The sequence below is a fragment of the Streptomyces sp. NPDC041200 genome (assembly GCF_055591805.1).
On the sequence record NZ_JBVIZF010000030.1, the window covers coordinates 41,285 to 67,376 of the forward strand.

Consider the following 26,092-nt stretch of genomic DNA (forward strand, 5'->3'; position numbering starts at 1 on the left):
CCGGGCGGGCCGGGGCGCCTCACGCCCCGGCCCGTTCCTGTCGGCTCGCAGCGCGCCGTACGGGAGCGCCGCGGCCCTGAGCACCGCCCACACCAGGTTCGCCGGTCAGCGCTTGGTGGTGCCGTTGAACAGCGAGCGCGACCAGAGGTAGCCGACCAGGGTGATCCCGGCGCACCAGGCGAGCGAGATCCAGCCGTTGTTGCCGATCTCCGAGCCGGAGAGCAGGCCGCGCAGGGTCTCGGTCATCGGTGTGAACGGCTGGTACTCGGCGAACCAGCGCAGGCCCGGCGACATCGAGTCGGCCGGGACGAACGCCGAGCCGAGGAACGGCAGGAACTGGATCAGCAGCGGCTTGTTGCTCGCCGACTCGACGGTCTTGGAGATCAGGCCGAGCGCCGCCGACAGCCAGGCCACCGCGAAAGCGATCGCCGCGAGCAGGCCGGCCACCGCCAGCCACTCGACCGGGTTCGCGTCCGGGCGGAAGCCGACCGCGATCGCCACGGCCACGACGAAGACCAGGCTCACCATCGTCGTGATGACGCTGCCGATGACATGGCCCGTCATGAACGACGAGCGCGTGATGTTCATGGTGCGGAAGCGGTTGATGATGCCCTCGGTCATGTCCTGGCAGACAGCGATCGAGGTCGACATCGAGCCGGACGCCACGCCCATGATGATGACGCCGGGCGTCAGATACTCCAGGTAGGCGTCCCGCCCGCCGCCCCCGGGGAGGCCGGCGCCGATCGAGCCCCCGAAGGCGTACACGAAGAGCAGCAGCATCATGACGGGCATCATGGCCGGGCCCAGGGACACGGCGGGGTAGCGGAGCGCGTGCTTGATGTTGCGCCGCAGCATCGTCATCGAGTCGTGCACGGCGTAGGTGAGGGTGCTCATCGCAGGGTCTCCTTGACGTGAAGCGGAGTGTCGGCGGTGCCGTCGCCGGTCAGGGCGAGGAACACGTCGTCCAGGTCGGGGGTGTGCACGGAGAAGTCGGCGGCCCGGGTCCCGGCGGCGTCGAGCCGGTCGAGCAGGGCGCGCAGCGCGTCGATCCCACCGTCGCCCGCCACGCGCAGGGCGAGGTTCTCGTCGTCGCGGGCCGCGTGGGGGAAGGCGGCGGCCGCGCGGTCGAACTCGGCGATGTCGTCGAACCGCAGTCGTACGTGGCTGCCGGGGATCTGCGCCTTGAGTTCGTCGGCGGTGCCCTCGGCGACGATCCGGCCGCCGTCGAGCACGGCGATCCGGTCCGCCAACTGGTCGGCCTCCTCCAGGTATTGGGTTGTGAGGAAGACCGTGGTGCCGCCCGCGACCAGCGAGCGCACCATCTCCCACATGGTGCGGCGGCTGCGGGGGTCGAGCCCGGTCGTCGGCTCGTCCAGGAAAATCACCTGCGGGTCGCCGACCAGCGTCATGGCGATGTCGAGCCTGCGCCGCATACCGCCGGAGAAGGTCGCGGCCCGCTTGTCCGCGACGTCCGCGATCCCGAACCGCTCCAGCAACTCCCGGGCGCGGGACCGGCCTTCGCGCTTACCGAGGCGCAGCAGGTCGGCCATGAGGAGCAGGTTCTCCTCGGCGGTGAGCAGATCGTCGAGCGCGGCGAACTGCCCGGTGACACCGATCGCGGCCCGTACCGCGTCCGCCGCGGTGGCGACGTCGTGGCCCGCGACCTGGGCCTGTCCGCCGTCGGCGGCGATGAGCGTGGACAGGATCTGCACGGCGGTGGTCTTGCCCGCGCCGTTCGGCCCGAGCAGGGCGAACACCGTGCCCGCGGGGATGCGCAGATCGATGCCGTCGAGAACGGTCTTGTCGCCGTACGCCTTGCGCAGACCGATGGCGGAGACGGCGGCGGGCGCGGGGCTCTTTGACGTCGGGCTCTTGGACGTGGGCATGACAGATGAAGGCATGGAGCCCTCCGATCGAAGGGTGAAGTGGCGGGAGGAGTACGGGCGCGGGGTGGCTCAGACGGCGGCGCGGCGGACGTCGATGTTGCCGTACCGGGTGCGGGCGCGGACCTGGACGGTGTCCTCGGTCTTCTCCGGGGTCTCGGACGCGGTGAGCGTGTTACGGACCTGCCCGGAGCCCGAGGTGACGTCGAGCCAGGCGGCCGTGCCCTCGCGGATGCCGACCTCGATGGCGCCGTAGGAGGTCTCCAACTGGACGGTGCCGCGCGCCACTTCGGCTACGCGCAGGGTGCCGTGGGCGGTGGTGGCGGTGACCGAGTCCTCGGCGCGCCGGATGTCGATGTCGCCGTTGGCGCCGCTCACCCGCAGCTCGCCGGTCACGGCGCCGACGGTCGTGGTACCGTGCGAGTTCTTGAGGACGGCGGGTCCGTCGACGAGGTTGACACGCAGGCTGCCGGAGCTGGTGGTGATCTCGGCCGCGCCGTCGACCCGGTCCACGGTGATCGAGCCGTGCGACGCGGTCAGCCGCAGCGGGCCGGTCGCGTCGAGGCGGACGTCACCGGACGAGGTCTTCACGCGGACCTCGCCGAGCCGCCCCTCGCCGAGCACCTGGGTCCAGGCGCCGGTCGCGTCGATGCGCGAGCCCGCGGGCAGTTCGACCGTCACGTCGACCGCGCCGGTGCGGCCGAGGCCGAACAGGTTGGGCTTGGGCGTCCTGACGGTCAGCATGCCACTCGCGTACGAGACCTCGGTCTGGTCGGCCGTACGCACGTCCAGGTCCTTCTTCGGGTCGCGGGGCCGCACCTCGACGACGGTGTCGGGGCGGTCGCCCGCCGTGAACTGGACGGAACCGGCCTCCACGTGCGCGGTGGCCGAGATGGGTTCGGGGGTGTCGAAAGTAGGCATGGCTGTCCCGTCCTCTTGGGTCTCGGAGACGTCCCCGCTGGTGGGACGTGGTGTGGGATGAAGCGGTGGAGTGAGGTGGTGTGGTGTGAAGTGGTACGGGCGGGGGTGCGGCTAGCGCACCCAGCCCGTGAAGCTCTGTCCCATGGTCTGGGTCTTCTCCGCCGTACGCGGCCGGCCGCCGCCGTCGACCGCGGCCGAAACGGCCCGTACCAGCCAGGCGTTGACCGACAGGCCCTCGCGGTTCGCGGCCTCTTCGGCACGGGCCTTGAGGTGGGCCGGAAGACGCAGGTTGACGCGGGCGGTGCCACCCTCGTCGCCGTCGGCGGGCGGCGCGGCCGTGAGCGGTTCGAGGGGCGCGGTGGCCGCCTCCGCGGGGCCGCGGTCGACGGGCGGCGGCGTCACCACGAAGTCGGGGTCGAGCCCGCGCAGCCGTACGTCGACCGAGCCGGGCGCCAGCTCGCGGGTGATCTCGGCCATCGCGGCGGAGAGCACGTTGAGCATGGCCAGCCGGGTCGCCGACTCCAGCGGCGCGGTGAGCCGCTCGGCCAGCGCGCGGGCATCGTCCCCTCCGGTTTCGGCGGCCACCGCGAGTTCGCGGCGGAGGGTGTCGACATACGGGGTGAGGTCCATGACGTCATGGTGGCACCACTATGGCGCCATGCGCAACCCCGAATGGCACCTCACCTCTGCCCAACCATCCTGACCTGGCGAAACGCACAGGGGACGACCTGAGCCATGGTGGCGCCATGGACACTCAAGCACCTGCAGGGCCACGACATGGCACCCACATGGCACCACCTGACGCCAGATGACACCAAGCCGCGCCACTGCCAACGTGATGTCCGAATACCGCCAGCATTCCGGGCCTCGACCCCCCATCGTTGACCGTGAACGAAAGAGCACGGGAGAGCACAGCGATGACCCTCTACACCACCGTGGACAGCCCCCTCGGCGAACTGCTGCTGGTGGGCGACGAGACACCGGACGGCATCACGCTGACCTCGCTGTCCATGCCCGGGCAGAAGAACGCCCCGGCCGTACGGCCCGACTGGCGCCACGCGCCCGGCGAGTTCACGGAGACCGCCCGGCAGCTGAGCGCCTACTTCGACGCCGGCCTCACCGTCTTCGACATCCCCTTCACGCCCGGCGGCACGGACTTCCAGCAGCGCGTGTGGCACGCGCTGGAGAAGATCCCCTACGGCACCACGATCAGCTACGGGCGGCTCGCCGAACGGCTGGACGTACCCCGTGGGCAGGTCCAGGCCGTGGGCGCGGCGATCGGTGCCAATCCGCTGCTGCTGGTGCGGCCCTGTCACCGGGTGATCGGCGCGGACGGGACCATGCGCGGCTATGCCGGAGGCGTCGAGCGCAAGGTGGCCCTCCTCACCCACGAGGGCGCGCTGCAACCGACCCTCATGTGACCCGCGCCGACAACCTGGACCCATCAGGGAAGGAAGAAGGCCGATGACCGTCATGACCGACACCACCCGCTCCCCACGCCAGGTGGGCGACCGCGTCGCGGCGGATGACTGGGCCGCGCTCACCGAGGAACTCAACGAGTACGGCAACGCGCTCACCGGCCCCGTCCTCACCGACGCCGAATGCCACCGCGTCGCCGGGCTGTACGACGATACGGAGCGCTTCCGCAGCACCATCGACATGGCCCGCTACCGCTTCGGGTGCGGCCAGTACCGCTACTTCACCCACGACCTCCCCGACCTGGTGCGCGAGCTGCGCGAGGCGTTCTACCCACGGCTGCTCCCCATCGCCCGCGACTGGGCCGGAAAGCTGGGCCGCCCGGCGCCGTGGCCGGACACGCTCGACGAGTGGCTGACGATGTGCCACGAGGCAGGGCAGGCCAAGTCCGCCCAGATCCTGCTGCGGTACGGCCCCGGCGACTGGAACGCCCTGCACCGGGACGTGTTCGGCGACATGCTCTTCCCGCTGCAGGTGGTGGTCGGACTCGACGCCCCCGGCGAGGACTTCACCGGCGGCGAGTTCATCATGACCGAGCAACGCCCCCGGGCGCAGTCGAGGGGATCGTCCACCACCCTGCCCAAGGGCCACGGGCTGATCTTCACCACCCGGGACCGCCCCGTGGCCTCCAAACGCGGCTGGGCGAACGGCCCCATGCGGCACGGCGTGAGCACCGTCCGTTCCGGACACCGCCACACCCTCGGCCTCGTCTTCCACGACGCCGCATGACCCCCGTCCCGCCCGGCCGCGCCCAGCCCTCACCGGCGTCCCGCTCGCCGCTGATCCGCGCGGAGGAGCTGGCCGCGTACGGCGATCTGCCGTGCCCCGACCCGCACACCAATCCCGAACTCGACGCGGTCCTCGCCTTGTTGGCCTCGGCGAAGGGCCGCGTCGAGACCGTCGCCATCGGCCACAGCCGTGATACGGCCTCCCGCGCCGCCGCCGAGGCCTTCGCGGCCGCGTGGCAGGCGCGGGACGGAAGGGTCCTCACCAGGGTGGACTGGCCGGAGAGCGCCGCGTCCTGGCTGCGGCCCGCGCGTCGGCTGACCGCCGGGGAGCCCGACGCCTGGGTCATGGCCGCGGCCCCGCTCGGCTTCGTCCAGATGGCCCGTCGGCTACGGCACTCCACCGACTGGGACCCGGCCCGCACGGTCGCTTTCGCCGCCCTCAGGGACTCCCGCCTCCCCGCGCTGGCCGGTCCGGACACGCTGCACGGGCTGCGCGGTGCCACCGCCGAGGGCGGCACCTGGGCCGTGCGGGACCGCTGGGTCACGGCCTACTCTCCGGTCGCCACCAGCGCTCCCTCCAGACCGAGCAGCCGCCGCTTGCGCTCGACACCGCCCGCGTAGCCGGACAGCGCCCCACCCGCGCCGATCACGCGGTGGCAGGGGCGCACGATCAGCAGCGGATTGGCACCGATCGCGGTGCCGACGGCCCGGCAGGCGGTGCGCGGTGCGCCGATCAGCTCGGCGATCCCACCGTACGTGAGCGTCGTGCCGTACGGGATGGTCTCCAGCGCCTGCCACACCCGGCGCCGGAAGTCGGTGCCACCGCTGACGGGCTCGATCTCGAACCGCGTGCGCGTGCCGCCGAAGTACGCCCGCAGCTGGTCGGCGATCTCGGCGAACGCCGCCGGGTCCCGGGTCCAGCCGGGGCGGACCGTGGCGCCGCCCCGCTGGCCGGGCACGGACAGGGAGGCGAGCGCGGTGCCGCCGGGAGCGGTGGCCGACGCCTCGCCCACCAGCAGCAGTTCGCCGAGCGGGCTGTCGAGGGTCGTGTAGACCGTCATGGGTCGGTCCTCCTGGTCAGCGCGCGGACTTACCGGGCAGCGCGGGCCATTCGACCCCGGTGAGATCGGGCAGTACGAGATCGGCACCGGCGAGCGCGGCCGCCGGGTGCGTCGTCGTGACCGCGACACAGCGCAGCCCGGCGGCGCGGGCGGCCGCGATGCCCGCGGGGGCGTCCTCGAAGGCGATCGCGTCGGCAGGGGCCACGCCCAGCGCCGCGCATCCCGCCGTGAAGCCCTCGGGATCAGGCTTGCCCCGGCTCACGTCCTCGGCGGTGATGAACGCCGCGAACAGACCGGCGCCGCCGACCAGCTCCAGCAGCTCCCCCGCGTGGTCCCGCAGCCCCGAGGTGACGACCGCCATGGGAACGCCCTCCGCGTGCAGGGACTTCACCAGGGCCTCGGCGCCCGGCACGGCGTACGGAGGAGGGCTGTCCGGCCCGGTCAGGTAGCCGACGGCCTCCTCGAACAGCTCGTCGACCGTCCCGCCGGGGAACCGGTGCACATGGTCGGCCAGCGCCTCCTTGCCGCGGCGTCCCACGAAGGTCGCCAGCAGGGCGTCGTCGACCGGCAGCCCATGGGCCCGGAACAGCCGGGTCCACGCCGCCCGGCTCCGGTGCTCGGTGGCCACCAGGGTGCCGTCGAGGTCGAAGAGCGCCGCTTGTGAGTTCATGATCGGTCAGACCTTTCCGAGTAACTGTGCTGTGGGCTCCGGCCGCTCCGGCGGATCAGCCGGCGGCGGCCAAGGAGCGCCAGACGCGCTGGTAGTCGCCGTGCCACGGCGACTGGGCCTGCAGGGCCGCCGCCGCGCGCACGACGGTGGAGTCGTTGTGCCGCCGGGCCGCGATCTGCATGCCCACCGGGACGCCGTTCGCCGCGCGGCCTACGGGGACGGTCGCGACGGGGCCTCCCATCACGGTGCAGGGGATGGTCAGTGACCATCCGGCGTACGCGTCGACCTCCTCGTCCCCGACCCGCCGCGGCCCCACGGTGTTGCCCGCGGGGTCGTTGCGTACGCCGGTGACCGCGTTGACCGGGCTGATGAGCAGGTCCGCCTCGGCGAACACGCTCACGAAGGCGTCCAGGAGCCGGGTGCGGAGCCGGTCGTAGCCACGGATGTCGGCGGCGCTCAGCTCCTCCCCCTGGCACACCCCGGCCAGGTAGTCGGGGTCGACGAAGCGGCTGTTCTCGCCGAACAGGTCCGTCCCGGCCTCCCGTGCCGCCTCCGCGGACTCCGCGTGGCAGCCCGCCTGATGGCGACGCCAGGCGGCGGTCAGCTCGTCATGGCGCACCGGGAGCCGGAAGCGCGTCTCCCGCACGGTGGCGCCACGCTCCTCCAGCGCGGGCAGCGCCGCCCGCACCAGGGCCTCGGCCTCCGGTTCCACCGGATAGCCACCGAGGTCGGGGCTGTAGGCGACGCGCACTCCGGTGAGCGCGGGCGGCCGCAGGCCGTCGGCGAACGAATCGAGGCCGGGGAAGGAGTACGGGTCGCCCGGGTGCTCCCCCGACATGAGGTCGAGCGCGAGCGAGGCGTCCTCGACGGTGCGGGCCACCGGGGCGTAGCAGCCCACGGCGTCGCGCCAGCGGTAGGCGTTGGGGCGGGCCGGGGCGGGCACCCTGCCGGACGTGGGCATCATCGTGAAGACGCCGCAGAAGGCCGCGGAGGTGCGCAGCGAGCCCCCGGCGTCGAACCCCTGGGCCAGCGGCACCATGCCCGCCGCGACCGCCGCGGCGCTGCCGCCGCAGCACCCGCCGGCGTTCATGGCCACGTTGAACGGCGTCGAGGTCGGGCCGCGCAGCGCGTTGTCCGTCGTCGCCTTGAAGCCGAACTCGGAGCTGTTCGTCTTGCCGACCACGATCGCACCGGCCCGCTGGAGCCGCTCCACGCACAGCGCCGTGTCCGTCGGCACGTCGTCGGCGAACACCCGCGAGCCGTGCGTCATCGGCACCCCCGCGACCGGGGCGAGGTCGGTGACGGCGATCGGCACGCCGAGCAGCGGCCCCGGCTCCTCGCCCGCCATGAGGGCGCGCTCGGCCCGCCGGGCGGCGGCCAGGGCCTCGTCGTGGCAGACGGTCACGAAGGCGTTGACCACGGGGTCGAGCCGCTCGATGCGCTCCAGGCTCGCCCGGACGACGTCGGTGGGCGAGACGCTGCGGCTCCGGATGAGCGCCGCGAGCACGGTCGCCGTCGTCGATGCGAGATCCTCCACGAGCCGTCTCTCCTTCCGTTCGGGGCCGCCGACCGTCACCCGACATGAAGAACACCGGGCCCGGGCATGCGGTTGCGTCGGCATGCGGTTGCGTCACGATGCGCTGACCGCGCCGCGCAACCATTCCGGGGCGGGAGGTGTTTTACCGGGTGATGGATGAAACAAACGAGCGGCTCACCGAGCAGTTGGCAGCGGATCTCGACGCGGGATTCACCGAACTCGTCCGGGTCCACCTCGGTGTGGTGCACGCGTTTCTCCATCGGGTGTCGGGCTCCGCCGCCGAGGCGGAGGACCTGGGCCAGGACACCTTTCTGCGGGCCTACACAGCTCTGGAGGGATATTCGGCGCAGCGCAGGCGCGAACTGCGGGTCAGATCATGGCTCATGGCGATCGCGATGAACGTCTGGCGCAACCACGTGCGGAGCAGATCGCGCCGCCCCGCGGTGGCGGCGCGGATCGAGGAGTCCTGTCTGACCCTGGCGGACGACTCCCCGGGGCCCGAGGAGCGGACCGCGCTCGCCGAGGACCGCTCCCGGCTGACGGCCGCGCTCGGCCGGTTACCCGAGCTGTACCGGGTGCCGGTGGTCCTGCGGCACATCGCCTGTCTGAGCTACCAGGAGGTGGCCGAGGCCCAGGGGACCCCCGTGGGCACGGTGAAAGCGCAGGTGTCACGGGGTCTGAAGATGTTACGGGCCGAGCTGGAACCGCAGGTGCGGGAAGCGGAGGAGGTGAGACCATGAACGACGAACGAGGCGGTGCGGACGACGCCGACGGCCTGGCCACACGGCTGACCGGGCTCATCGAGCCACCGTCGGCCGGGCACGCGGTCAGGATCCTGAGAGCCGTCGGCATTCCGGCGCGGCACTACGACAGCTATGTCCGTGCCGACGGCCCCGTCGGGCCGCTGTACGTCTCCTGCGACGAGCACAGGGCGATCACCGGCTCAGCCCTCGCGGCCGCGGTGGGGGGGCCGGAGTCCTTCGAGGCGGCGTACCACGCGCGGGTGGGGCGCCCGGTGTTCCCCGTCAGCACGTCCCCGCCCGGCCTGTCCTCCGCGCTGCGCACCGGGCGCACCGGGAAGCTCCGGTTCGCCCTGGCCGGGCTGACCGAAGCGGAACAGGCGCTGCTCGGTGCCGTCCGCTCGATCCCGCCGGGGCAGCTGCGGCCGGTCTCCTGGGTCTCGGCCCGGGCCGGTGTGGCGGCCGCGGAGGAGACGGTGGTGGCGCTGCTGGCGCGCAACCCCGCGCCCGTGCTCGTCCCGTGCCACCGCGTGGAGGTGCGGCGCGACGCGCCCGGGAGCACCCCGGGGCCGTACGCACCGGAGGTGGGCCTGGCGCTGCGCGTCGCCGAGGGGGTCGACGTGGAGTGGGTGAGCCGGTTCGCCGAGCGGCAGGTCCGGTATCTGGGCAGCGATACGACCCGTATCTACTGCCATCCGACCTGCGCGCACGCGCGCCGGATCACCCCGGTCCACCAGGTCCCGTTCCGCTCGGCGGTCGAGGCCGTCGCCTCCGGATACCGCGGCTGCAAGAGCTGCCTGCCCGAGGCCGCCTGACCGCGGCCGCCCGGCGGGCGGCCGCGCGACCGTGATCACGCACCGCCCCACAGCCGCAGGGCCAGGACGATGAGGACGACCGCGACCGTGCCGTCCAGGGCCCGGGCCACCCGGGGCCCGGCGCCCGGGTAGCGCCCCCGCATCCGCCGGCCCGCCCGGTGCAGGGCCTCGGAGAGTACGAGGAGCCACAGGGCGCCCAGGAGCAGATAGACGGCGGCGAGGAGCATCATCGTGCGCTCCAGCGGCGCGCCCTCAGGCACGAATTGGGGAAGGAAGGCCAGCAGGAACAGCCCCACCTTGGGGTTGAGGCCCGTGCACAGGAACCCCTGGCCGAAGGAGCGGAGCGGGGAGAGGCCGGGCGGTGCGGGCCCGGCCTCCGGTACGGCGGACTGCGGGGCGGACGCCCGTACCGCCGTGCCGGGCCGCAGCACGGACCGTACCGCCACGCCGGGCCGCGGGGCGGGCGCCCGTAGCGCGCCCGCCAGCATCCGCAGCCCCCACACCAGGAGTACGGCGGCGCCGCCCCAGCGCAGCACGGTGTAGAACGCCGGGACGGCCTGTGCGCCCGCCCAGGCGCCGCCGATCGACACCGTGGCGTGGAGGGCTCCCGCCGTGATCATCCCCGCCGCCGCCGTGAGCGCGGCCTTGCGGGATCCGCCTCCCAGGACCATGCGCGCCAGCAGGGCGGTGTCCGGCCCCGGGGAGACGATGACGGACAGGGCGCTGCTGACGAACAGCAGCCCGGGTTCGCCGCTCACCGCGGGCCGTTCGCCCGGCGGGCGCGGCGGCGGGGGCCTCTCATGCGGCGCCTCCCGGCGCCGCTACCGTGTCCGGTTCGACCACCAGCCGCCGCTCGATGGCGCGTACGGCCGCGTGGTCGGTCCGCAGCTGCTCCGGATCGTCGGAGGCGAGCACGACGAAGCCGAGCGCCAGGGTGTTGAGGAGGTCCTTGGTGACCCCGATCCGGTCGCCGGAGCGCACCCCGATGGACGCCAGGTGGTAGCTGGGCAGATCGCGCAGCGCGTCGAACACCTCGGCGTTGCGCACCCGGCCCTCGGCGCTGCTGATGAGGAAGACGACCTTGACGTTCCGGCGCAGTGTGTAGCCGTCCGGCACGGTGTCCGGCCGGGTCAGGTGGCGCGCGGCGCGGTCGACCTGGCTGTCCCCCGTGGCGACGCGGCTGAAGGCGGGGTGGCCGCCGCCGTGCGGGCGCGCGTTGACCTCGATCAGACGCGGTCCGTCGCGCGTGTCCATGACCTCCACATGGGCGGAGCCGTAGCGGAAGCCGACCGCGTCCAGCACCCCGCGGGTGTACCGGCACAGTCCGGGGACGACGGGGTCCTCGGGGGCGACCCAGTCCATGGACTCGTACACCGCCATCTGGTCGCCGTTGAACACCTTCTGGTACCGGCAGACGTCGGCCACGGTGTGCCGCCCGTCGTGGCTGAAGGTGTCCACGACGTACTCGGTGCCCTCGGCGTACTCCTGAACGATCATCTGGTCGTTGACGATCCGCCACTGGTTGAGCTGCCCGAGCTGTGCCTCGAACGGCTCCCGCCAGCCGTCGCCGCCCGGTATCCGGGTGACGCCGTCCGTGCTGCCGCTCTTGGGCGGCTTGACCACCAGGTCCCGTCCGGCCAGGCCCTCGCGGGCGATCCAGGCGGCCACGTCGTCGGTGGAGTCGGTGCACAGGTGGCGCAGGACCGGCAGCCCGGCCCCGGCCACGGCCTCGGCCATGGCGTTCTTGTGCCGCCGGGCGGCCGCCGTCCCGGTGGTGTTGGCCCGCTGCGGTACGACCCGGGCGGCGAGCCGGTCGGCGAACTCGACCGCGATCTCCGTCCCCGGCAGCACGCAGGAGGGGCGCAGTGCCGTCAGGCGGCGCACCAGCGCGTCCTCGTCGCCGTCGAAGGTGAGGAGCTGGCGGAAGTCCTCGGCGTGGAAGGAGCCCGCGTAGGCGGGCGGGATCTCCGGATACGACACCACGGCGACGGTCTCGATGCCCTCGGCGGCGAAGGAGGGCGCGTACAGCCCGCCCGAGGAGAACGGGTCGACGATGACGGCCGGTCCGGGCGCGGGGCCGTGCGGCGGGGTTCGGCGGGGCGTCGTCACGGTCCACACTCCTGGCTCTGCGGGTGCTGGTGTTCCGGGCGCGGGTGTTCCGGGCGCGGGGGCCGGGGGCTCAGTTCGGGTGAGAGCGGCCGGTGTTCCAAGGACACCTCCGCGCCCTCAGCGGCGGGGAAGACGGCCGTCACGGACGAACCCACCCGGACCGCGGGGATCTCCGCGCGCAGCCGCGCCAGCGACGTCTTCCGCTCGTGCCACGGGCACACCAGCCTGCTGGGCCGCCCGGCGACATGGGCCAGGTGGAGGGGGCCGCCGCGGTGCGGGCACTGGGCCCGCATCACGAAGCCCTCGCCGTCCACGGTGGCGTACACATACGGTGTGCCGGCGATGGCGGCGCAGTTGCGCCGCCCCGCCAGCGAGAAGGTCACGACAAGCACGCGCGGTAATCCCCCACGGAGTGGATCTCGTAGACGCATTCGTCGGACTCGATGATGGCGCCGTGCAGCCGGTTGCGCTGGATGACGGTGCCCTCCCCCGCCTCCAGGATCTGGTGCGAGTCCAGACCGCTGACGAACTTCATCGTGCCGGAGACGATGTGGCACAGCTCGTCGCCGTCATGGCAGTGGGTGTTGGACAACTCGCCGTAGGGCTCGACGATATGGGCGACGGGTGCCTCCACCTTGCCCTGCCGCAGCCCCTCGAAGACCGGCCCGTGCAGCTCCTTGAACTTCGGCCCGTTGTCCATCCAGCCGATCTGCGTGGCGAAGTCCTGGTCCGCGAGGTCGACCAGCAGCCGGTACTCCTCGATGCCGCGCACGATCTCCGGGATGATCCCCTCCCCGTGCTCCTCCACCAGCGGCCGGATGAGCTTCTCGCGCGCCATGCGGCCGTGGTGCTGGTCGATGTGGACGTGTTCGGTGAAGTAGGTCGTGTCCACGCGGTCGCCGAAGACGGAGCGGAGCATCTCGTCGGCGCGGCGGCAGAAGTCGACCAGGGTGCTCTCCGTGTAGAACAGCGCGCCGACGTAGCGGAAGAACAGCTCGTGGTTCTTTCCCAGGTAGTGGAAGTAGTTGTTCATCAGCAGACTGCTGTTGAGGTAGTACTGCCAGTACCGGTGGAGGTCGGCTTCCAGGCCGACCGACTCCAGCGTGCTCTCGAACAGCTTGCTGTGCTTCGTCTCGTGCACGCCGTAGCCGTACTCATCAATGATGATCTTGAACCACTCGGACTGCGGCGCCCCGTAGTAGCCGAGCACATTGCGGATCATCGGCGACGCCTCGGACAGGAAGTCCGGTGCGAACTGCACGAGCCACATGCGGGCGGCACGCTCCGGGTCGGCGGAGGAGGTGATGGCCTTCTCGGCAGGTGAGGGGGCCGATCCGCCGGAGGTGTCGAGGGAGTCCAGATACGATTCCAGACTCTCCGCCGTCCACTTCCCCGAGGTCTCGACCTCGTCGTCGAGAAATCCGAACGCGTAGCGCTCCAGGGCCGGCCGGATCATCTCGCCCAGCGACCGGTTGCTGTCGCTGTAGAAGGCCTTCCAGTCCGCTTCCTTCCCCTTGAGTCCGCCCTTGGGGAAGAAGACGAGGTCGGCCTCGTAGATGGTGGTGAGGACGCGCTGGACCGCCAGGCTCGAATAGTTGAGGATGTCCGAGCGCCCCGGTATCTCATCGTAATTCAGATACTTGAGGACCTGCGGGCGGAGCTGCCTCCGATAGGGATTGTCGTCGTTCTGCCACTCCTCGTTGTCGAGGTAGATGGGATTGCTCGCGAAGCGCACCACCGCGTCGCGGAGTTCCTCACCGCTCAGCTTGAAGGGGGTGTAGCCGAGTGTGTGACTCATGACGTTCCCTTTCTTCTCGCGGTTTGTTCGATTTACTCGTGGGGCGTGCGGACGGTCAGCCGGCTCTCGGTCCACCGGAGCCGGAACGAGAAGGGCTCGCCGGGCCGTACGGCCACCGGTGAGACAAGCGGGACCATGCCCTGCATCCAGTGTGATCCGGAATTTTCCGGCGCATTGCGCAGCACCAGGCCCGCGCCGAGGTCGAGTTCGAACCACACGACGAGACCGTGCGCCACGCCCTCGGTGTCCGGCATCAGGGTCAGCGTCCGCTCGCCCGGCTCCAGCGCGTCCCGGGCCAGGTCGAAGCCGAGAAGTTCGGCCGAGTCCGACAGCATCTGATGCGGCCAGGTGTTGAGCCGCACCGGGAAGTGCCCCTGGGTCGCCACGGAGTTCAGCAGGGAGACATCGAACCCGCCCGCCTTGTGCACCCGGTTGAGCGCGGCCACGCTCTCGCACTGGACCAGGCTCCCGAAGAGCCGTGCGGACGAGGGGATCATCATGCCGTCCCGGGCGAGCAGATGCTCCCGGGCGTGCCGTACGGACGGCAGGATGCCCTCGCCTATCAGACCGCAGTCGACGATCTCCGACACCAGGACATCCGCGGGACCGGCGAGGTCCCGGCCGACCTCCAGCGCCGTCGACGGCTTCGCGAGCACTGTGATGAGGTCCGACATCCCGTGCGCGGCGATGATCTGCCGGGCGATCTCGGCCAGCAGCGGATTCATCTCGCACGTGGTCACATGCCCGGCACCGGCCCGCACCGCGGCCATCGCCAGGAGGCCGGTGCCCGACCCGATGTCCAGCACATGGGCACCGGCGGGGATGCGGCGGGCGAGCGCGGCGCCGAGCGCCTCGTTGCGTTCGGCGTCATTGAGCATCGCGAAATGCCACCGCGGAATGTATTTGGCCGCGACATCCGCGAACACACCCGACTGCGGCGCGATGTTCGCAAGGTTTTCAGAAGCCGATACGACCCGCTCCGTCAGCGCGCTGAGGTCCTGGGTCAGGGTCTGTAACGCGGCCCTCGCCAGACTTGAGTCGGCGAAGTCGGAAGTGGCGCCGGTCACCGGTGACGCCTGGTCCTTGGCGGCCAACTGAGGCGCTAGGGAAATGCCTTCTGGAGGCACAGGAATGCCAACCTTCCTTATCGGTCTTGCCGCTATCCGGGAGCGCCAACGGCGCGGCGGCTACCCGGAATTGTGCACGCCGTGGTCCGGAAGATTTCACAAGGCTCGGTGGGGACCGGAGACGGCGAGCCTGGCTGACTGGAGAGCGCTGCACCAGAGGCCCGGTGAGGGTCTGGGCACGAAAGGCAAAGGCGCCCTGCCGCCAGTAATGTATACCGACGACACCTGGTCCGCACAACCCCTCCCCCCGGAAACCGAGAGGTGCGGTACTTATGCCCGTGGAGGGGATAGCACTCCCTCGAAATACGGTACTTAGCAGCTACACGCAACCAACCGGCGCTCCGCAGGGTTTCATGAGTTGTGCGTGTTCGACGCACGCCCCGGGGACGGAAGGAGCGGGAATGCTGATTCACCCGTGGGACAGCGGCGATGCCGCCGAGACCCTGGACTTCGTCCGGGCCCAAGGCTTCGGACAGCTCATCGCCGCGGGGCGCGGGCGCGACATTCCCGTCGTCGTGCCGACGCAGTACCATCTCGCCGACAGCCGCACCGTTCTGCTGCATCTGGCCCGGCCGAACCCGGTCTGGCACGCCATCGAGGAGAACCCGGCCGTCCTGCTGAGCGTGGCGGGCGACTGGTGCTACATCCCGTCGGAGTGGAACGGCGAGCCCACCACGTACTACGCGGCGGCCCAGTTGCACTGCACCGCCACCGTCCTGGACGGCCCGGAGGCCAAGAAGGACATCCTGCGGCGGCAGATGGCGCCGCTGGAGGACGGCAGCGAGGACTACGACCTGGACGGGCGGTCCCGGATGCTCCCCGGGCTGCGCGCCCTGCGTCTGGCGGTCGTGTCGTGCCGCGGGAAGTTCAAATACGGCGGGAAGGCGGACGTCGCCCACCGGCTGGACATCGCCAAGCGCCTCGCCGACCGCGACAGACCCGGCGACGCGGCGGCCCGCCGCCATCTGCTGCGCCGCCTCCCCGAACGCTGAACCCGGCCCGTCCACGGCCCCGGCCGTGCAACCCGGGCGCGGAGAGCGGGGTTCCAGTCAGGGAGCCCGCACCCCAGCAAGCGCGCGCCGACCGGAGCACCAGCAACCGAGAGGAAGAACCGTGGAAGACCTCGCCCAGCTGTCCGCGACGCAGATCGCGCGTCTCGTCCGGTCCCGGGACCTGTCCCCCGTCGACCTGACCCGTGCCCTCCTCGACCGCGTCGACCAGCGTGACAAGGCCGTCAACTCCTTCGTGACGCTCTGCGCCGACCAGGCGCTTGAGGCCGCGGAGCGCGCCGAGCGGGCCGTGCTCGCCGGAGAGCCGCTCGGCCCGCTGCACGGCGTTCCGATCGGAGTGAAGGACCTCGACCCGGTCGCGGGGGTCCGCGTCACCCGGGCGTCCCGGGTCTTCGAGAACGAGATCGCCCAGGACACCATCCTCTCGGTCGCCCGCCTGCAGGACGCCGGGGCCATCGTGCTCGGCAAGACCAATACCCCGGAGTTCGGCTACAAGGCCACGACGGACAGCGCCATGTTCGGGCCGACGTCCACCCCGTTCAACCTGGACATGAACGCGGGCGGATCCTCCGGCGGCAGCGCCGCGGCCGTCGCCGAGGGGCTGGTCCCGCTCGCCCATGGATCGGACGCGGGCGGTTCGCTGCGCGTCCCCGCCGCCTTCTGCGGTGTGTTCACGATGATGACGACGTTCGGCCGGGTCGCCGTGCCCGCCCGCCCCAACGCCTTCCGCAGGTTCAACCCCCAGGTCTGCTACGGACCCCTGACCCGTACCGTCGAGGACGCCGCCGTCGCCCTCGACGTCATGTCCGGCGGCCACCGCGCGGACCCCTACTCGTACACCCCCGCCCGCCCCCTCGCCGACGGCCTGAACCGGTCGCTGCGCGGCATGCGCGTCGCCTATCTGCCGGACCTGGGCGGCTACCCCGTCGAGCCCGAGGTCGAGCGCATCGTACGGGCCGGACTGCCGGCTCTGACCGAGGCCGGGGCGCAGGTGGACGAGGTGGACTTCAAGCTCCCCCTCCCGCACGGCGAACTCACCGCGATGTGGCGCCGCTATCTGTCGGTCTGTCACGCGGAGTCCGCGCAGTGGTCGCTCCTCCAGGGCCTGGACATCCTCGGCGACTTCGGCGATGTCGTGGAGAGCGAGTACATCGAGTCCGTCCGCGTGGGCGAGAAGGTGTCCGCGGTGGAGCTGCGCATGATGGACATCACCCGCACCCGGATACTCGACGCGTTCAACGACCTCTACGAGACGTACGACCTCGTCGTCAGCCCGGTCAACTGCGTGGCGGCCATCCCGAACGCCGACGACCGCACCACGGCCGGGCCGCGCCACATCGGCAGCGAGCCCGTCGACCATCTGGTCGGCTGGTCGATGACCAGCCCCTTCAACCTGATGTCCAACCCCGCGGCCAGCCTCCCGGCGGGCCGCACCCGGTCCGGTGTCCCCGTGGGCTTCCAGATCGCCGGTCCGCGCTTCGCCGACGAGGACGTCATCGCGGCGAGCGCCGCCTTCGAGCGGCACCGCCCCTGGCACGAGGACTACCGCGCCCTGGACCGGTCCCGGCAGGCATCGCGCTAGCTCCCGGAAACCCCCCGAAGAAAGCTCGCCCCCCACCTGGAAGAGAGGCCAGTCCATGTCAGATGCCCGGAACGGCAAGGACAGAAGGCTTGTCAGACTTTCCCGGTACGGCGACGGCCGGTATCTGTTCATCCCTCTCGACCACTCCGTCTCCGATGGTCCGATCGTCCCCCACCGGCGGTTCGTCCCGCTGGTCGGCGAGCTGGTCGCGGGCGGCGCCGACGCCATCATCGTGCACAAGGGCAGGGCGGCGGTGATTCCCCCCGCCCTGCTCGCCGGATGCTCGCTCATCGTGCACCTCAGCGCGAGCACCTCACAGGCCGAGGACACCCACGCCAAGGTCCTCGTCGCCGATGTGGAGGACGCCGTGCGGCTCGGAGCCGACGCGGTGAGCGTGCACGTCAACATCGGCTCGGCCACCGAGCCCGCCCAGCTCGCCGACCTCGGCGCCGTGGCGACGTCGTGTGCCTCCTGGGGCGTGCCGCTGCTCGCCATGATCTATCCGCGCGGTGGCCGGTACCGGGCACCGCATGAACCGGCCACGCTCTCCCATGTGGTCAGCGTCGCCGCCGACCTCGGCGCCGACCTCGTCAAGACCGACTGCACCCTGCCGCCCGAGCGCATGGCCGAGGTCGTGGCCGACAGCTCGATTCCCGTGCTCGTGGCCGGGGGCGACTCCCAGCAGTCGCCCCTCGCGCCGTTCGCCCGGGCGGCGATGGCCGCCGGTTGCCGGGGGCTCGCCGTCGGGCGCCGGGTCTTCCGCCACCCCCGGCCCTTCGACGCCGTACGGGAACTCTCCACCGCCGTCCACGGGCTGGTGCCCCCGGCCCGGCCGCTGAGCCCGGGCGCGGCGGATCGCCCCCTCGCCGGTTCTCTGTGACATCCACCGTGAAGGGAGACGCAGTGAAGTTCGCATGGGTGGATCTACGGGCCGTGCCGCGGGAGCGGCGGGAGGCCGTCGTGGACGCCGCGGTCCACGCCCGGCTCGCCGGGGTCGTGGACAGCTCGACCGAGATCCTGGAGAAGCTGCCGCCGACCATCCGCAAGGTGCTGATCCCGGCCGGGGGCGAGGACCCCCCGGGGGCCGGGGCGGACCTGGTGATCCGGCCCGTCGCCACGTCCGCCGGGCTCGACGCCCTGCACCCGGCGGCGGAGGGCCCGGAGACGGGGGCGTACGTGGACGTCGTGGACGAGCCGTCGCTGGGAGTGGCCTGCGCGGCGGCCGCGGCCCTGCCGTACACGGTCGTCTCGTTCAAGGACCCGACCAAGATCCCCCTGGAGATCGTCATCGCCGCCGCGGACTCCTCCGACGGGCGGCTGGTGTGCGCGGTGGAGTCGCTGCAGGACGCGGCGATCGTCGTGGACGTGCTGGAAAAGGGCTCCGAGGGGCTGCTGTTCGCGCCGCGTGACGCCGACGACGTGTTCCGGATGGCCGAGCTGCTGAGCACGCGGACGCCCCGGCTCGAACTCACGAAGATCACCGTGGACTCCATCGAACACCTCGGCCTGGGCGACCGGGTCTGCGTGGACACCTGCACCCATTTCGAGAAGGACGAGGGGATCCTCGTCGGTTCCTATGCCCATGGCTTCCTGCTGTGCGCGAGCGAGACGCATCCCCTCCCCTACATGCCGACGCGGCCGTTCCGGGTCAACGCCGGAGCGCTGCAGTCGTACGTCCTCGGCCTGGACAACCGCACCAACTACCTCAGCGAGCTGAAGACGGGCAGCGAGGTCCTCGCGGTCGCCGCCGACGGCCGCACCCGGCGCGTGGCCGTCGGCCGGGCCAAGATCGAGAGCCGTCCGCTGCTCTCCATCCACGGGCACGCGGAAGACGGCACGTCCGTCAACCTCATCGTCCAGGACGACTGGCACGTCCGCGTCCTGGGCCCCGGGGCGGCCGTGCTCAACGTCACCGAACTCACCCCGGGCGAGCAGGTGATGGGCTACGTCGCCACCGACCGGCGCCATGTGGGCTGGCCCGTCGCCGAGTTCTGCATCGAGAAGTAGGGTCCCTCGACGATGCCATCGGGGCATGTGAAACCACGGACGCGGGGCGAGCCGGCCGCCGCGGTGTGTTTCGTGGCGGCCACGTTCATGACCATCATGGACAGCACGGTGGTCACCGTCGCCCTGCCCACCCTGGCCCGGGAGTTCCACGCGAGCGGATCGGCCGTCGGGGCGGTGTCCGTCGCGTATCTGGTGAGCCTCGCCGTGTGCATCCCGGTCTCCGGCTGGCTCGGGGACCGGTACGGCACCAAGCGGACCTTTCTCGCGGCCCTCGCGCTCTTCACCCTCGCCTCCGCGCTCTGCGGCCTCGCCGATGGCCTGGCCCCGCTGGTCGCGGCGCGCGTGGTGCAGGGCGCGGGCGGCGGTCTGCTCGTCCCGACCGGCACCGCCATGCTCTACCGCGCGTACCCGCCGGAGGAGCGGGTCCGGGTCGCCCGGCTGCTCCAGGCTCCCACGGCCGTGGCCCCGGCCCTCGGCCCGCTCCTGGGCGGACTGCTCATCACCCGGCTGTCCTGGCACTGGGTGTTCTACGTCAACGTACCCGTGGGGCTCGCGGTGCTGGTGTACGGCCTGCGGTCGCTGACCGAACACCGCGAGGCCAGCCCCGGCCGCTTCGACATCGCGGGATTCTGGCTGGCCGGCTCGGGGCTCGGCCTGCTCATGTACGCGCTCGCCCAGGGCCCGTCGGCGGGCTGGGCGTCGGCGCAGGTGGCCGGTTCGGGCGGCGCGGGGGCCGCGCTGCTGGTGGCGTTCATCCTCGTCGAGCGCCGGGTACGCATGCCCATGATCCCGTTCTCGCTCTTCCGGGACCGGCTGTTCCGCAGCGTCAGTCTGGCCTTCCTGCTCGGCCAGTGCAGCTTTCTCGGCGCGCTGTATCTCGCCCCGATGTTCCTGCAGAACGCCCGCGGGGCCTCCGTCCTCTCCTCCGGGCTCACCACCTTCTACGAGGCCCTGGGCATCACCGCCGCCACCCAGGTCGCCGCCCGCGTGTACCGCACCGTCGGGCCCCGCCGCACCATGGCCGCCGGTCTGCTGGGCACGGCGGCCGTGCTGGTGGTGGCCGCCGCGGTGGACGAGCACACCCCCGCCTGGCGGTTCGCGGTGCTCATGTTCGCACTGGGCTTCAGCATGGGCCATGTCTGGCTCCCGGCCCAGGCCGCCGCGTTCGCCACCATTCCGGCGCCCGCCATCGGACGGGCCGCCACCGTGTTCAGCACCCAGCGCCAGCTCGGCGCGGCCCTGGGCACGGCCGCGATGGGGGCGGTGCTCGCCATCGGATCGGCGGACGGGGCGCCTCCCTCGGGCACAGGCGCGTATCACGCGGGCTTCCTGACCGCTGCCGGGTTCGCGCTCGTCGGCGCGGTGGCCGCGCTGGCCGTGCCCGACCGGGACGCCGCTTCCACCATGCGGCCGAAACCCCACCGGGGAGGCGGCGGCACGCGACCCGGACACCACACCGCCAAGGAGTGATCACCAGTGACCGTTCACCTCGCACCGGCGCCGACGCCACGGCCGGTGCCCACGCTCGATGGGGACGCCTTCCTCGCGCGCATCGGACTGTCCCGGCCCCTTGCCTCCCTGGCGCCGACCGTGGAGGTGCTGCGCGCCCTGCACCGTGGCCATGTCAGCAAGGTGCCGTTCGAGAACGCCGATGTCATCGCCCGCCGCCCGCTGCGCTACGGCCTCGGCGAGTTGTACGAGAAGATCGTGGTGCGGCGGCGCGGCGGATGGTGTCTGGAGACCAACTGGCTGCTCGTCCACGTGCTGCGGCGCCTCGGGTTCACGGCCGCGTTCGTGGGCGCGCGGATCGCCGACACGAACGGCTTCAAGGGTCCGTTGAGCCATGCCGTCGCCGTGGTGGAGGCGGAGGGCGGCCGGTTCCTGGCCGACACCGGCTTCGGCTGGGGCAGCTTCGTCGAGCCGCTGCCGCTGGAGAACGGCACGTACGCCCTGGACGGCATCGACTACCGGGTCACCGTGGTGGAGGGGGGCGAACACCTGGTGCACCGCAGGCTCGACGGGGTCTGGCGGCCCATGTACCAGGTCGTCCCGCGGCCCCGCACGAGTGCGGACTTCGCGGAGACATCGGCCTTCCACGAGACGTCGGACCGCTCCCCGTTCCACCGTGAACTGGTCTGCGCCCGCTACACCGCCCACGGCTGGGGGCTGCTGAGGGGCGATCAGCTGACCCTGCTGTCCGGCGGCCGCACCCGGAAGTGGACCCTGAGCGGGCCCGATGAGCCGGGCGCGGCGGCCGAGTGGATCCTGCGGGGCGGTCCGGTGCCCGCCGTGGTCCGCGACGCGTCCGGGGCCGTGGACGGAGACGTGCGGTGACCCCCGTGCCGCAGGCCCGGGACGAGATCATGCGGGAGCTGTTCGACGCCCGCTCCCGGTTCGATCCGTATCCCCTCTACACCGCTGTCCGGGAAAGCGAACCGCTGCGGTCCGGCGCCGGGCACGGCGTCGTCTTCGGCTCGTTCGAGGCGTGCGACGCGCTGCTGCGCGACAAGCGCATCAGCAGCGACCGCACCCTTGCCCGCGCCTACCGCGGCGGCGCCACGGACGGGAGCGGCGGCACGGGGACGCCCCGCGCCGAGATCCAGTCGCTCTTCTTCACCGACCCGCCCGACCACACCCGGCTGCGCAAGCTGATCCAGAAGGGGTTCACCCCGCGCACCGTGCGCGCGCTGGAGCCCTTCGTCCGCGGCACCGTGGACGACCTCATCGACGAGGCGGTGCGCGAGCATCCCGTCGACGTGGTGGAGGAGTTCGCCTATCCGCTGCCGCTGATGGTGATCTGCCGGATGCTGGGCGTCCCGGACAGCGACCGGCACTGGCTGCACGAGCGGTCCACCATCCTGCCCCGGGCCTTCGATCCGAACCTCGCGCTCTTCGGCACCCCGCCGCCCGGCGGCGCCGCGCGGGCGGAGGCGGAGCGGGAGCTGAACGCGTACTTCATGGACCTCGCCCGCGAGCGGCGCCGCTCCCCGGGCGACGATCTGGTGAGCCGACTGGCGCTGGCCGCCGCGGACGACGACGCGCTCACCGTGGAGGAACTGGCGGACACCTGCCGGCTGGTGCTCAACGGCGGCCACCACACCACCGTCAATCTCATCTGCAACGCGATACGTGCCCTGCTGGAGCACCCGGACGAGGCGCGGGCCCTGCTGGCCCACCCCGAACGCGCGGACGCGGTGGTCGAGGAGACCCTGCGTCATCAGCCGCCGCTCCACATCTACCAGCGGTTCGTCCCCGCCGACATGGAGTTCCGGGGCACGCGGCTGTCCCAGGGCGACATCGTGGTGATGTTCATCGCGGCCGCCCAACGGGATCCGCGGGTCTTCAAGGACCCCGATCTGTTCGCCCCCGGCCGTGGCGACTGCAAGCACCTGGCCTTCGGCGCCGGGATCCACTACTGCCTGGGGGCGCCGCTGTCGAGGATGGAGGTGCGCCACGCCGTCGTCCGCTTCCTGCAGCGCGTGCACGGGGCCGAGATCGACCGGACGTCGGTCCAGTACCGCGGCCAGGTCGCGATGCGGAGCCTGACCCGCTTCGATCTCTACCCCCGCCGGGTCCTCGGCCGCGAGGCGCCGTGGCTGACCTGAACGGCCGCCACGGCGGTCACCGGCACGCCACGGGCGGGGTCCTCCGGCTCACACCGTCGCGGGACACGGCAGCCGGTCGGCCCCCGGGGCCGTCCCGCTCGCGATGGCGAAGGCGAGCAGAGCCACCATCGACAGGGTCGTATGGCGGTACCACGCCTTGCACGAGCGGACTTCATGGCCGTCGAGCCCCGCCCGCAGCCGTGCGGTATCGAGGCAGCGTTCACCGGCGCGATGGGCTTCGGCCACCGCCATCGGCTTTGGGGTGTTCGCGCCATCAGTCCCCAGCCAGGTACGCAACAGTGGATCCCGTCCGCATTCCGGACCGGCCGTCACCGCGGAGAACGGGAGCCCCGCCGCCTTGGCCCGCTGAATCATGTGCGCCGCCAATTCAGCCGACCTTTGAAAAGACACCCGTGATTTCGGCACCCAGGCTTTATGATGTTTGCGCGGCGATTCCATCCAGTCCTGCGGCACATACAGCTCACGGTCGACCAAAACCGACCCCCGGGGCGTGACGTATGCGAGAAAGATTCCGGCCGGTTCCTCTCCGGCGGGGCTTCCGTGCCGGGATCCGCCTGAGTGCGTCGTATCGTCCGGGTGGGTCTTCTTATGGGTTCCGTGGTGACGGCCCACCACCAGAACGGCGGCCGGGTCGCCCATGCGGTGGCCGACGATGCTCTGCAGCGTGTCGCGCAGCTTGTTCGCGCTCCACCGGGAGCGGTTGAGCAGTCTCTGGGTGCGCCAGGGGTGATCGTCCCCGACGGCGTCGGCGATCCGGCGGCTGTTCATCCGCCCCTCGACGCTCAACAGCCCCTCCAGGTACTTCCGGATCTGGGCCCGGGTCTCGGCGCGGGCGAAGACAGGTGCGATGCCCGATTCCAACGCCTTCAGGGCCCTGTCGAGTTCACCGGCCATGCCGATTGCGGCCCCTGTACCACATTGGGGGGATAACATCGCGCCAGTCTTCTGATATTCCGCTGGCCTCCATGCGGTGATCTTTTTGGTGGGGAATGTGCTGCTCATGCCGCTCCCTTTCGCTACGCATGGGGATGAAGGCTGCACACAGCGAATATGCGGGGCGGCTGGTCTGTGGTCAACCACGATTGACCATTAATAAGCCACGGACACCCTGTCAGAGAATCGGACTGTTCGATTCCACTATTGCGCCCGTTTCAACGAAATCCCCATCATATGCCAGGCGAATGTTCACACTCGTGGCAGGTGCACGATATTCGAACCAACGGGCCGACTACGCTCGGTATGACGCGCGACTCCTCACCGTCTGCGAAGAGAGCCGGTGCGGTGAAAATGGCCGACGACGCATCCTTGACTCCCCGGTACGAGGCGCTGACGGGGTGCGGCAGCGCCTCGTCACACGAGAACGGCCGGGCGTGTGGAGTTGGGGGCGTCAGCCGGGGCGGCCCGGTTCGGCGACGGCGTGCTGGGTGCCGTCGTCTCGCAGGGCCTCCGCCGGGGCGGCGTCGACGTGGCGCGTGGCCCGTAGCGCGGCCCCCGCCGAGGTCAGCGCCAGCACCGCGAAAACGGCCGTGACCGTGGTGAACGCCCGCATGGCGTCGTCCGCCCCGGGGTGCGGGGCGAGACCGGAGTAGAGGGTGCCGAAGACGGCGACGCCGATCGTGCCCGCGAGCTGGGCGTTGGTGCTGATCACGCCGCTGAGGTCGGTCGCGTACCGCCGCTCGACCGTGCTCGTCAGATGGCTGATGAGCGAATGGGAGCTGACGCCGAGTCCGAGCCCGCCGAGGCCCAGCAGCACCAGCAGTAGCGCTCCGTCCTCCCGGCCCAGGGCCACCGAGGTACTCACGGCGGCGTACCCGACGGCGAGGAGCAGGCACCCGACCGCGGCCATGAACCGCTGCGCGCGCCGGGGAAGGCGGGGCAGCACCGGCCCGGCGATACCGAAGGCGGCCACCCACGAGACCATGGCGAGCCCGGCCTGGGCCGGACTCTGGCCGAGGCCATGCTGAAGGTACAGCGCCAGGACGAACAGCAGGGCCAGATAGGTGAGCGTGGTCAGCCCATGCGCGATCAGGGCCCAGCGGACCGGAGGCCGCGCCACCACATCGAGGCGCACCAGGGGACGGCCGCCCGCGGCTCCCAGCCGCCGCTCGACGATCACGAACCAGGCGAACGCGGGCACGCTCGCGACCAGGCACAACCAGCTCCACACCGGCCAGCCCTGATCACGTCCGAACACCAGCGGGACGATGGCGAGCGACACGGCGGTGGACAGCGCGCACACCCCGTGCAGATCCAGCGTCTGGCGCCGCGTCACCGCGTCGGGCGGCAGCGCGCGCAGCCCGGCCAGGAGGAGGACGATGCCGATCGGCACGTTGATCAGGAAGACCGGCCGCCAGCCGCTGCCGAGGATGTCCGCAGAGACCAGCAGCCCGCCCAGCACCTGACCGACGATCGCGCCGCCGGAGAGGGCCAGCGTGTAATACCCGATGGCCCGGACCCGGGCCTGGCCGGTGAAGTGCAGCTGAATCCCGCTCAGCACCTGCGGGACCATCAGCGCGGACGAAGCCCCCTGGCACAGCCGGGACACGATGAGCGTGACCGGCTCCGGCGCGATGCCACACGCCAGGGAGGTGACGACGAAACCCAGCAGGCCGAGCAGGAAGATCCGGCGGTGCCCGTGGGTGTCGCCCAGCCGGGCACCGGTCACCAGCAGCACGGCATACGCCAGGATGTAGCCGGAGACGACCAGGTCCACCTGGGCCGCGGAGGCGTGGAGGTCGGCCTGGATCGAGGGAGCCGCGATGTTCACGATCGCGGTGTCGATGTTGGCCATGAACTGGCCCACCAGGAGCACCGCCAGCAACGCCGCCCGGCCCGCCCGGCCCGCGGACTCGCTCCCCATCCTGTCGTCTCCCTCCGTCACCCTTCCGCCGATGCGCCCAACGGAGCCTTCATCGGAGCTTTCCGAAGGGATAACACCGCGGCCGCGCGACGGGTTGCACCCACATGGACCGGAGGTACGCCAGCAGCAGCCGCACTGCTTC

The 26,092-nt window shown here is 71.6% G+C and carries 26 protein-coding genes; 12 read left to right on the forward strand and 14 right to left on the reverse strand.

Going from position 1 to position 26,092, the window contains the following annotated elements:
* Nucleotides 1–105: 105 nt before the first annotated feature.
* From ACZ6CL_RS35080 to ACZ6CL_RS35095, 4 genes are all read right to left on the reverse strand, one after another.
* Nucleotides 106–894 (reverse strand): ABC transporter permease, encoded by a 789-nt coding sequence (locus tag ACZ6CL_RS35080; RefSeq protein ID WP_468943514.1) that lies wholly within the window; start codon nt 892–894, stop codon nt 106–108.
* On the reverse strand, nt 891–1,886 hold the full coding sequence (locus ACZ6CL_RS35085; protein ID WP_468943607.1) for an ATP-binding cassette domain-containing protein: 996 nt from the start codon (nt 1,884–1,886) through the stop codon (nt 891–893). The genes ACZ6CL_RS35080 and ACZ6CL_RS35085 overlap by 4 nt, the downstream gene beginning before the upstream one ends.
* Before the next feature lie 69 nt (nt 1,887–1,955).
* Entirely contained in the window at nt 1,956–2,804 is an 849-nt protein-coding gene (locus ACZ6CL_RS35090; RefSeq protein WP_468943516.1) for a DUF4097 family beta strand repeat-containing protein, read from the reverse strand.
* Nucleotides 2,805–2,915: 111 nt separating this feature from the next.
* Nucleotides 2,916–3,434 carry a hypothetical protein gene (locus tag ACZ6CL_RS35095; RefSeq protein WP_468943519.1) on the reverse strand — a complete coding sequence of 173 codons (519 nt, stop codon included), beginning with the start codon at nt 3,432–3,434 and terminating at the stop codon, nt 2,916–2,918.
* Nucleotides 3,435–3,721: 287 nt separating this feature from the next.
* Between ACZ6CL_RS35095 and ACZ6CL_RS35100 the strand changes: the two genes are divergently transcribed.
* The 3 genes from ACZ6CL_RS35100 to ACZ6CL_RS35110 are packed head-to-tail and all read left to right on the forward strand — an operon-like array spanning nt 3,722 to nt 5,629.
* Entirely contained in the window at nt 3,722–4,225 is a 504-nt protein-coding gene (locus ACZ6CL_RS35100; RefSeq protein ID WP_468943522.1) for a methylated-DNA--[protein]-cysteine S-methyltransferase, read from the forward strand.
* A 52-nt stretch (nt 4,226–4,277) separates the two neighbouring features.
* The gene (locus ACZ6CL_RS35105) at nt 4,278–5,009 is read left to right on the forward strand and encodes a 2OG-Fe(II) oxygenase (RefSeq protein WP_468943609.1); all 732 of its coding nucleotides are present in this window, start codon (nt 4,278–4,280) and stop codon (nt 5,007–5,009) included.
* The gene (locus tag ACZ6CL_RS35110; protein WP_468943523.1) at nt 5,006–5,629 is read left to right on the forward strand and encodes a hypothetical protein; all 624 of its coding nucleotides are present in this window, start codon (nt 5,006–5,008) and stop codon (nt 5,627–5,629) included. Before ACZ6CL_RS35105 ends, ACZ6CL_RS35110 begins: the two co-directional genes overlap by 4 nt.
* Here ACZ6CL_RS35110 and ACZ6CL_RS35115 read toward each other — a convergent pair.
* The 3 genes from ACZ6CL_RS35115 to ACZ6CL_RS35125 are packed head-to-tail and all read right to left on the reverse strand — an operon-like array spanning nt 5,557 to nt 8,276.
* Nucleotides 5,557–6,069, reverse strand: coding sequence for a methylated-DNA--[protein]-cysteine S-methyltransferase (locus ACZ6CL_RS35115; RefSeq protein ID WP_468943525.1), 513 nt, complete (start codon nt 6,067–6,069; stop codon nt 5,557–5,559). The two genes, ACZ6CL_RS35110 and ACZ6CL_RS35115, sit on opposite strands and share 73 nt — an antisense overlap.
* Nucleotides 6,070–6,085: 16 nt before the next feature.
* Nucleotides 6,086–6,739, reverse strand: a complete 654-nt coding sequence (locus ACZ6CL_RS35120; protein ID WP_468943527.1) for an HAD family hydrolase — start codon at nt 6,737–6,739, stop codon at nt 6,086–6,088.
* Nucleotides 6,740–6,794: 55 nt separating this feature from the next.
* Nucleotides 6,795–8,276 carry an amidase gene (locus ACZ6CL_RS35125; RefSeq protein ID WP_468943528.1) on the reverse strand — a complete coding sequence of 494 codons (1,482 nt, stop codon included), beginning with the start codon at nt 8,274–8,276 and terminating at the stop codon, nt 6,795–6,797.
* 152 nt (nt 8,277–8,428) lie between these two features.
* Between ACZ6CL_RS35125 and ACZ6CL_RS35130 the strand changes: the two genes are divergently transcribed.
* Together ACZ6CL_RS35130 and ACZ6CL_RS35135 are read left to right on the forward strand one after the other, a co-directional pair.
* Complete coding sequence (locus ACZ6CL_RS35130) at nt 8,429–9,016, forward strand: RNA polymerase sigma factor (RefSeq protein WP_468943529.1); 588 nt, start codon at nt 8,429–8,431, stop codon at nt 9,014–9,016.
* Nucleotides 9,013–9,831: an MGMT family protein gene (locus ACZ6CL_RS35135; RefSeq protein WP_468943531.1), complete on the forward strand. Its 819-nt coding sequence runs from the start codon at nt 9,013–9,015 to the stop codon at nt 9,829–9,831. Before ACZ6CL_RS35130 ends, ACZ6CL_RS35135 begins: the two co-directional genes overlap by 4 nt.
* Nucleotides 9,832–9,866: 35 nt before the next feature.
* On the opposite strand, the gene ACZ6CL_RS35140 is transcribed toward ACZ6CL_RS35135, so the two are convergent.
* The 5 genes from ACZ6CL_RS35140 to ACZ6CL_RS35160 are packed head-to-tail and all read right to left on the reverse strand — an operon-like array spanning nt 9,867 to nt 14,805.
* Nucleotides 9,867–10,589: a LysE family translocator gene (locus tag ACZ6CL_RS35140; protein WP_468943533.1), complete on the reverse strand. Its 723-nt coding sequence runs from the start codon at nt 10,587–10,589 to the stop codon at nt 9,867–9,869.
* A 40-nt stretch (nt 10,590–10,629) separates the two neighbouring features.
* Entirely contained in the window at nt 10,630–11,940 is a 1,311-nt protein-coding gene (locus ACZ6CL_RS35145) for an ATP-grasp domain-containing protein (protein WP_468943535.1), read from the reverse strand.
* Complete coding sequence (locus ACZ6CL_RS35150; protein ID WP_468943537.1) at nt 11,937–12,332, reverse strand: Rieske 2Fe-2S domain-containing protein; 396 nt, start codon at nt 12,330–12,332, stop codon at nt 11,937–11,939. The genes ACZ6CL_RS35145 and ACZ6CL_RS35150 overlap by 4 nt, the downstream gene beginning before the upstream one ends.
* Complete coding sequence (locus ACZ6CL_RS35155; protein ID WP_468943540.1) at nt 12,320–13,738, reverse strand: iron-containing redox enzyme family protein; 1,419 nt, start codon at nt 13,736–13,738, stop codon at nt 12,320–12,322. Before ACZ6CL_RS35155 ends, ACZ6CL_RS35150 begins: the two co-directional genes overlap by 13 nt.
* A 32-nt stretch (nt 13,739–13,770) precedes the next feature.
* Nucleotides 13,771–14,805, reverse strand: a complete 1,035-nt coding sequence (locus tag ACZ6CL_RS35160; RefSeq protein ID WP_468943543.1) for a 50S ribosomal protein L11 methyltransferase — start codon at nt 14,803–14,805, stop codon at nt 13,771–13,773.
* A gap of 461 nt (nt 14,806–15,266) precedes the next feature.
* On the opposite strand from ACZ6CL_RS35160, the gene ACZ6CL_RS35165 reads away from it, so the two are divergent.
* The 7 genes from ACZ6CL_RS35165 to ACZ6CL_RS35195 all read left to right on the forward strand — a co-directional run bounded on the left by ACZ6CL_RS35165 (nt 15,267) and on the right by ACZ6CL_RS35195 (nt 23,069).
* Nucleotides 15,267–15,857, forward strand: coding sequence for an FMN-binding negative transcriptional regulator (locus tag ACZ6CL_RS35165; RefSeq protein WP_468943545.1), 591 nt, complete (start codon nt 15,267–15,269; stop codon nt 15,855–15,857).
* A gap of 121 nt (nt 15,858–15,978) precedes the next feature.
* Nucleotides 15,979–17,457, forward strand: coding sequence for an amidase (locus ACZ6CL_RS35170; RefSeq protein ID WP_468943548.1), 1,479 nt, complete (start codon nt 15,979–15,981; stop codon nt 17,455–17,457).
* Between the two features lie 55 nt (nt 17,458–17,512).
* Nucleotides 17,513–18,337, forward strand: coding sequence for a 2-amino-3,7-dideoxy-D-threo-hept-6-ulosonate synthase (locus tag ACZ6CL_RS35175; protein WP_468943550.1), 825 nt, complete (start codon nt 17,513–17,515; stop codon nt 18,335–18,337).
* Nucleotides 18,338–18,360: 23 nt separating this feature from the next.
* A complete protein-coding gene (locus ACZ6CL_RS35180; RefSeq protein ID WP_468943553.1) occupies nt 18,361–19,464 on the forward strand; it encodes a 3-dehydroquinate synthase II family protein in 1,104 nt (367 codons plus the stop codon).
* 12 nt (nt 19,465–19,476) lie between these two features.
* Nucleotides 19,477–20,934 carry a DHA2 family efflux MFS transporter permease subunit gene (locus tag ACZ6CL_RS35185; RefSeq protein ID WP_468943556.1) on the forward strand — a complete coding sequence of 486 codons (1,458 nt, stop codon included), beginning with the start codon at nt 19,477–19,479 and terminating at the stop codon, nt 20,932–20,934.
* 6 nt (nt 20,935–20,940) lie between these two features.
* Complete coding sequence (locus tag ACZ6CL_RS35190) at nt 20,941–21,798, forward strand: arylamine N-acetyltransferase family protein (RefSeq protein ID WP_468943559.1); 858 nt, start codon at nt 20,941–20,943, stop codon at nt 21,796–21,798.
* Entirely contained in the window at nt 21,795–23,069 is a 1,275-nt protein-coding gene (locus ACZ6CL_RS35195) for a cytochrome P450 (protein ID WP_468943562.1), read from the forward strand. The genes ACZ6CL_RS35190 and ACZ6CL_RS35195 overlap by 4 nt, the downstream gene beginning before the upstream one ends.
* Nucleotides 23,070–23,117: 48 nt before the next feature.
* Here ACZ6CL_RS35195 and ACZ6CL_RS35200 read toward each other — a convergent pair whose 3' ends face one another.
* Nucleotides 23,118–24,092, reverse strand: coding sequence for a transposase (locus tag ACZ6CL_RS35200; RefSeq protein ID WP_468943564.1), 975 nt, complete (start codon nt 24,090–24,092; stop codon nt 23,118–23,120).
* Between the two features lie 385 nt (nt 24,093–24,477).
* On the reverse strand, nt 24,478–25,950 hold the full coding sequence (locus tag ACZ6CL_RS35205) for an MFS transporter (protein ID WP_468943567.1): 1,473 nt from the start codon (nt 25,948–25,950) through the stop codon (nt 24,478–24,480).
* Between the last annotated feature and the right edge of the window lie 142 nt (nt 25,951–26,092).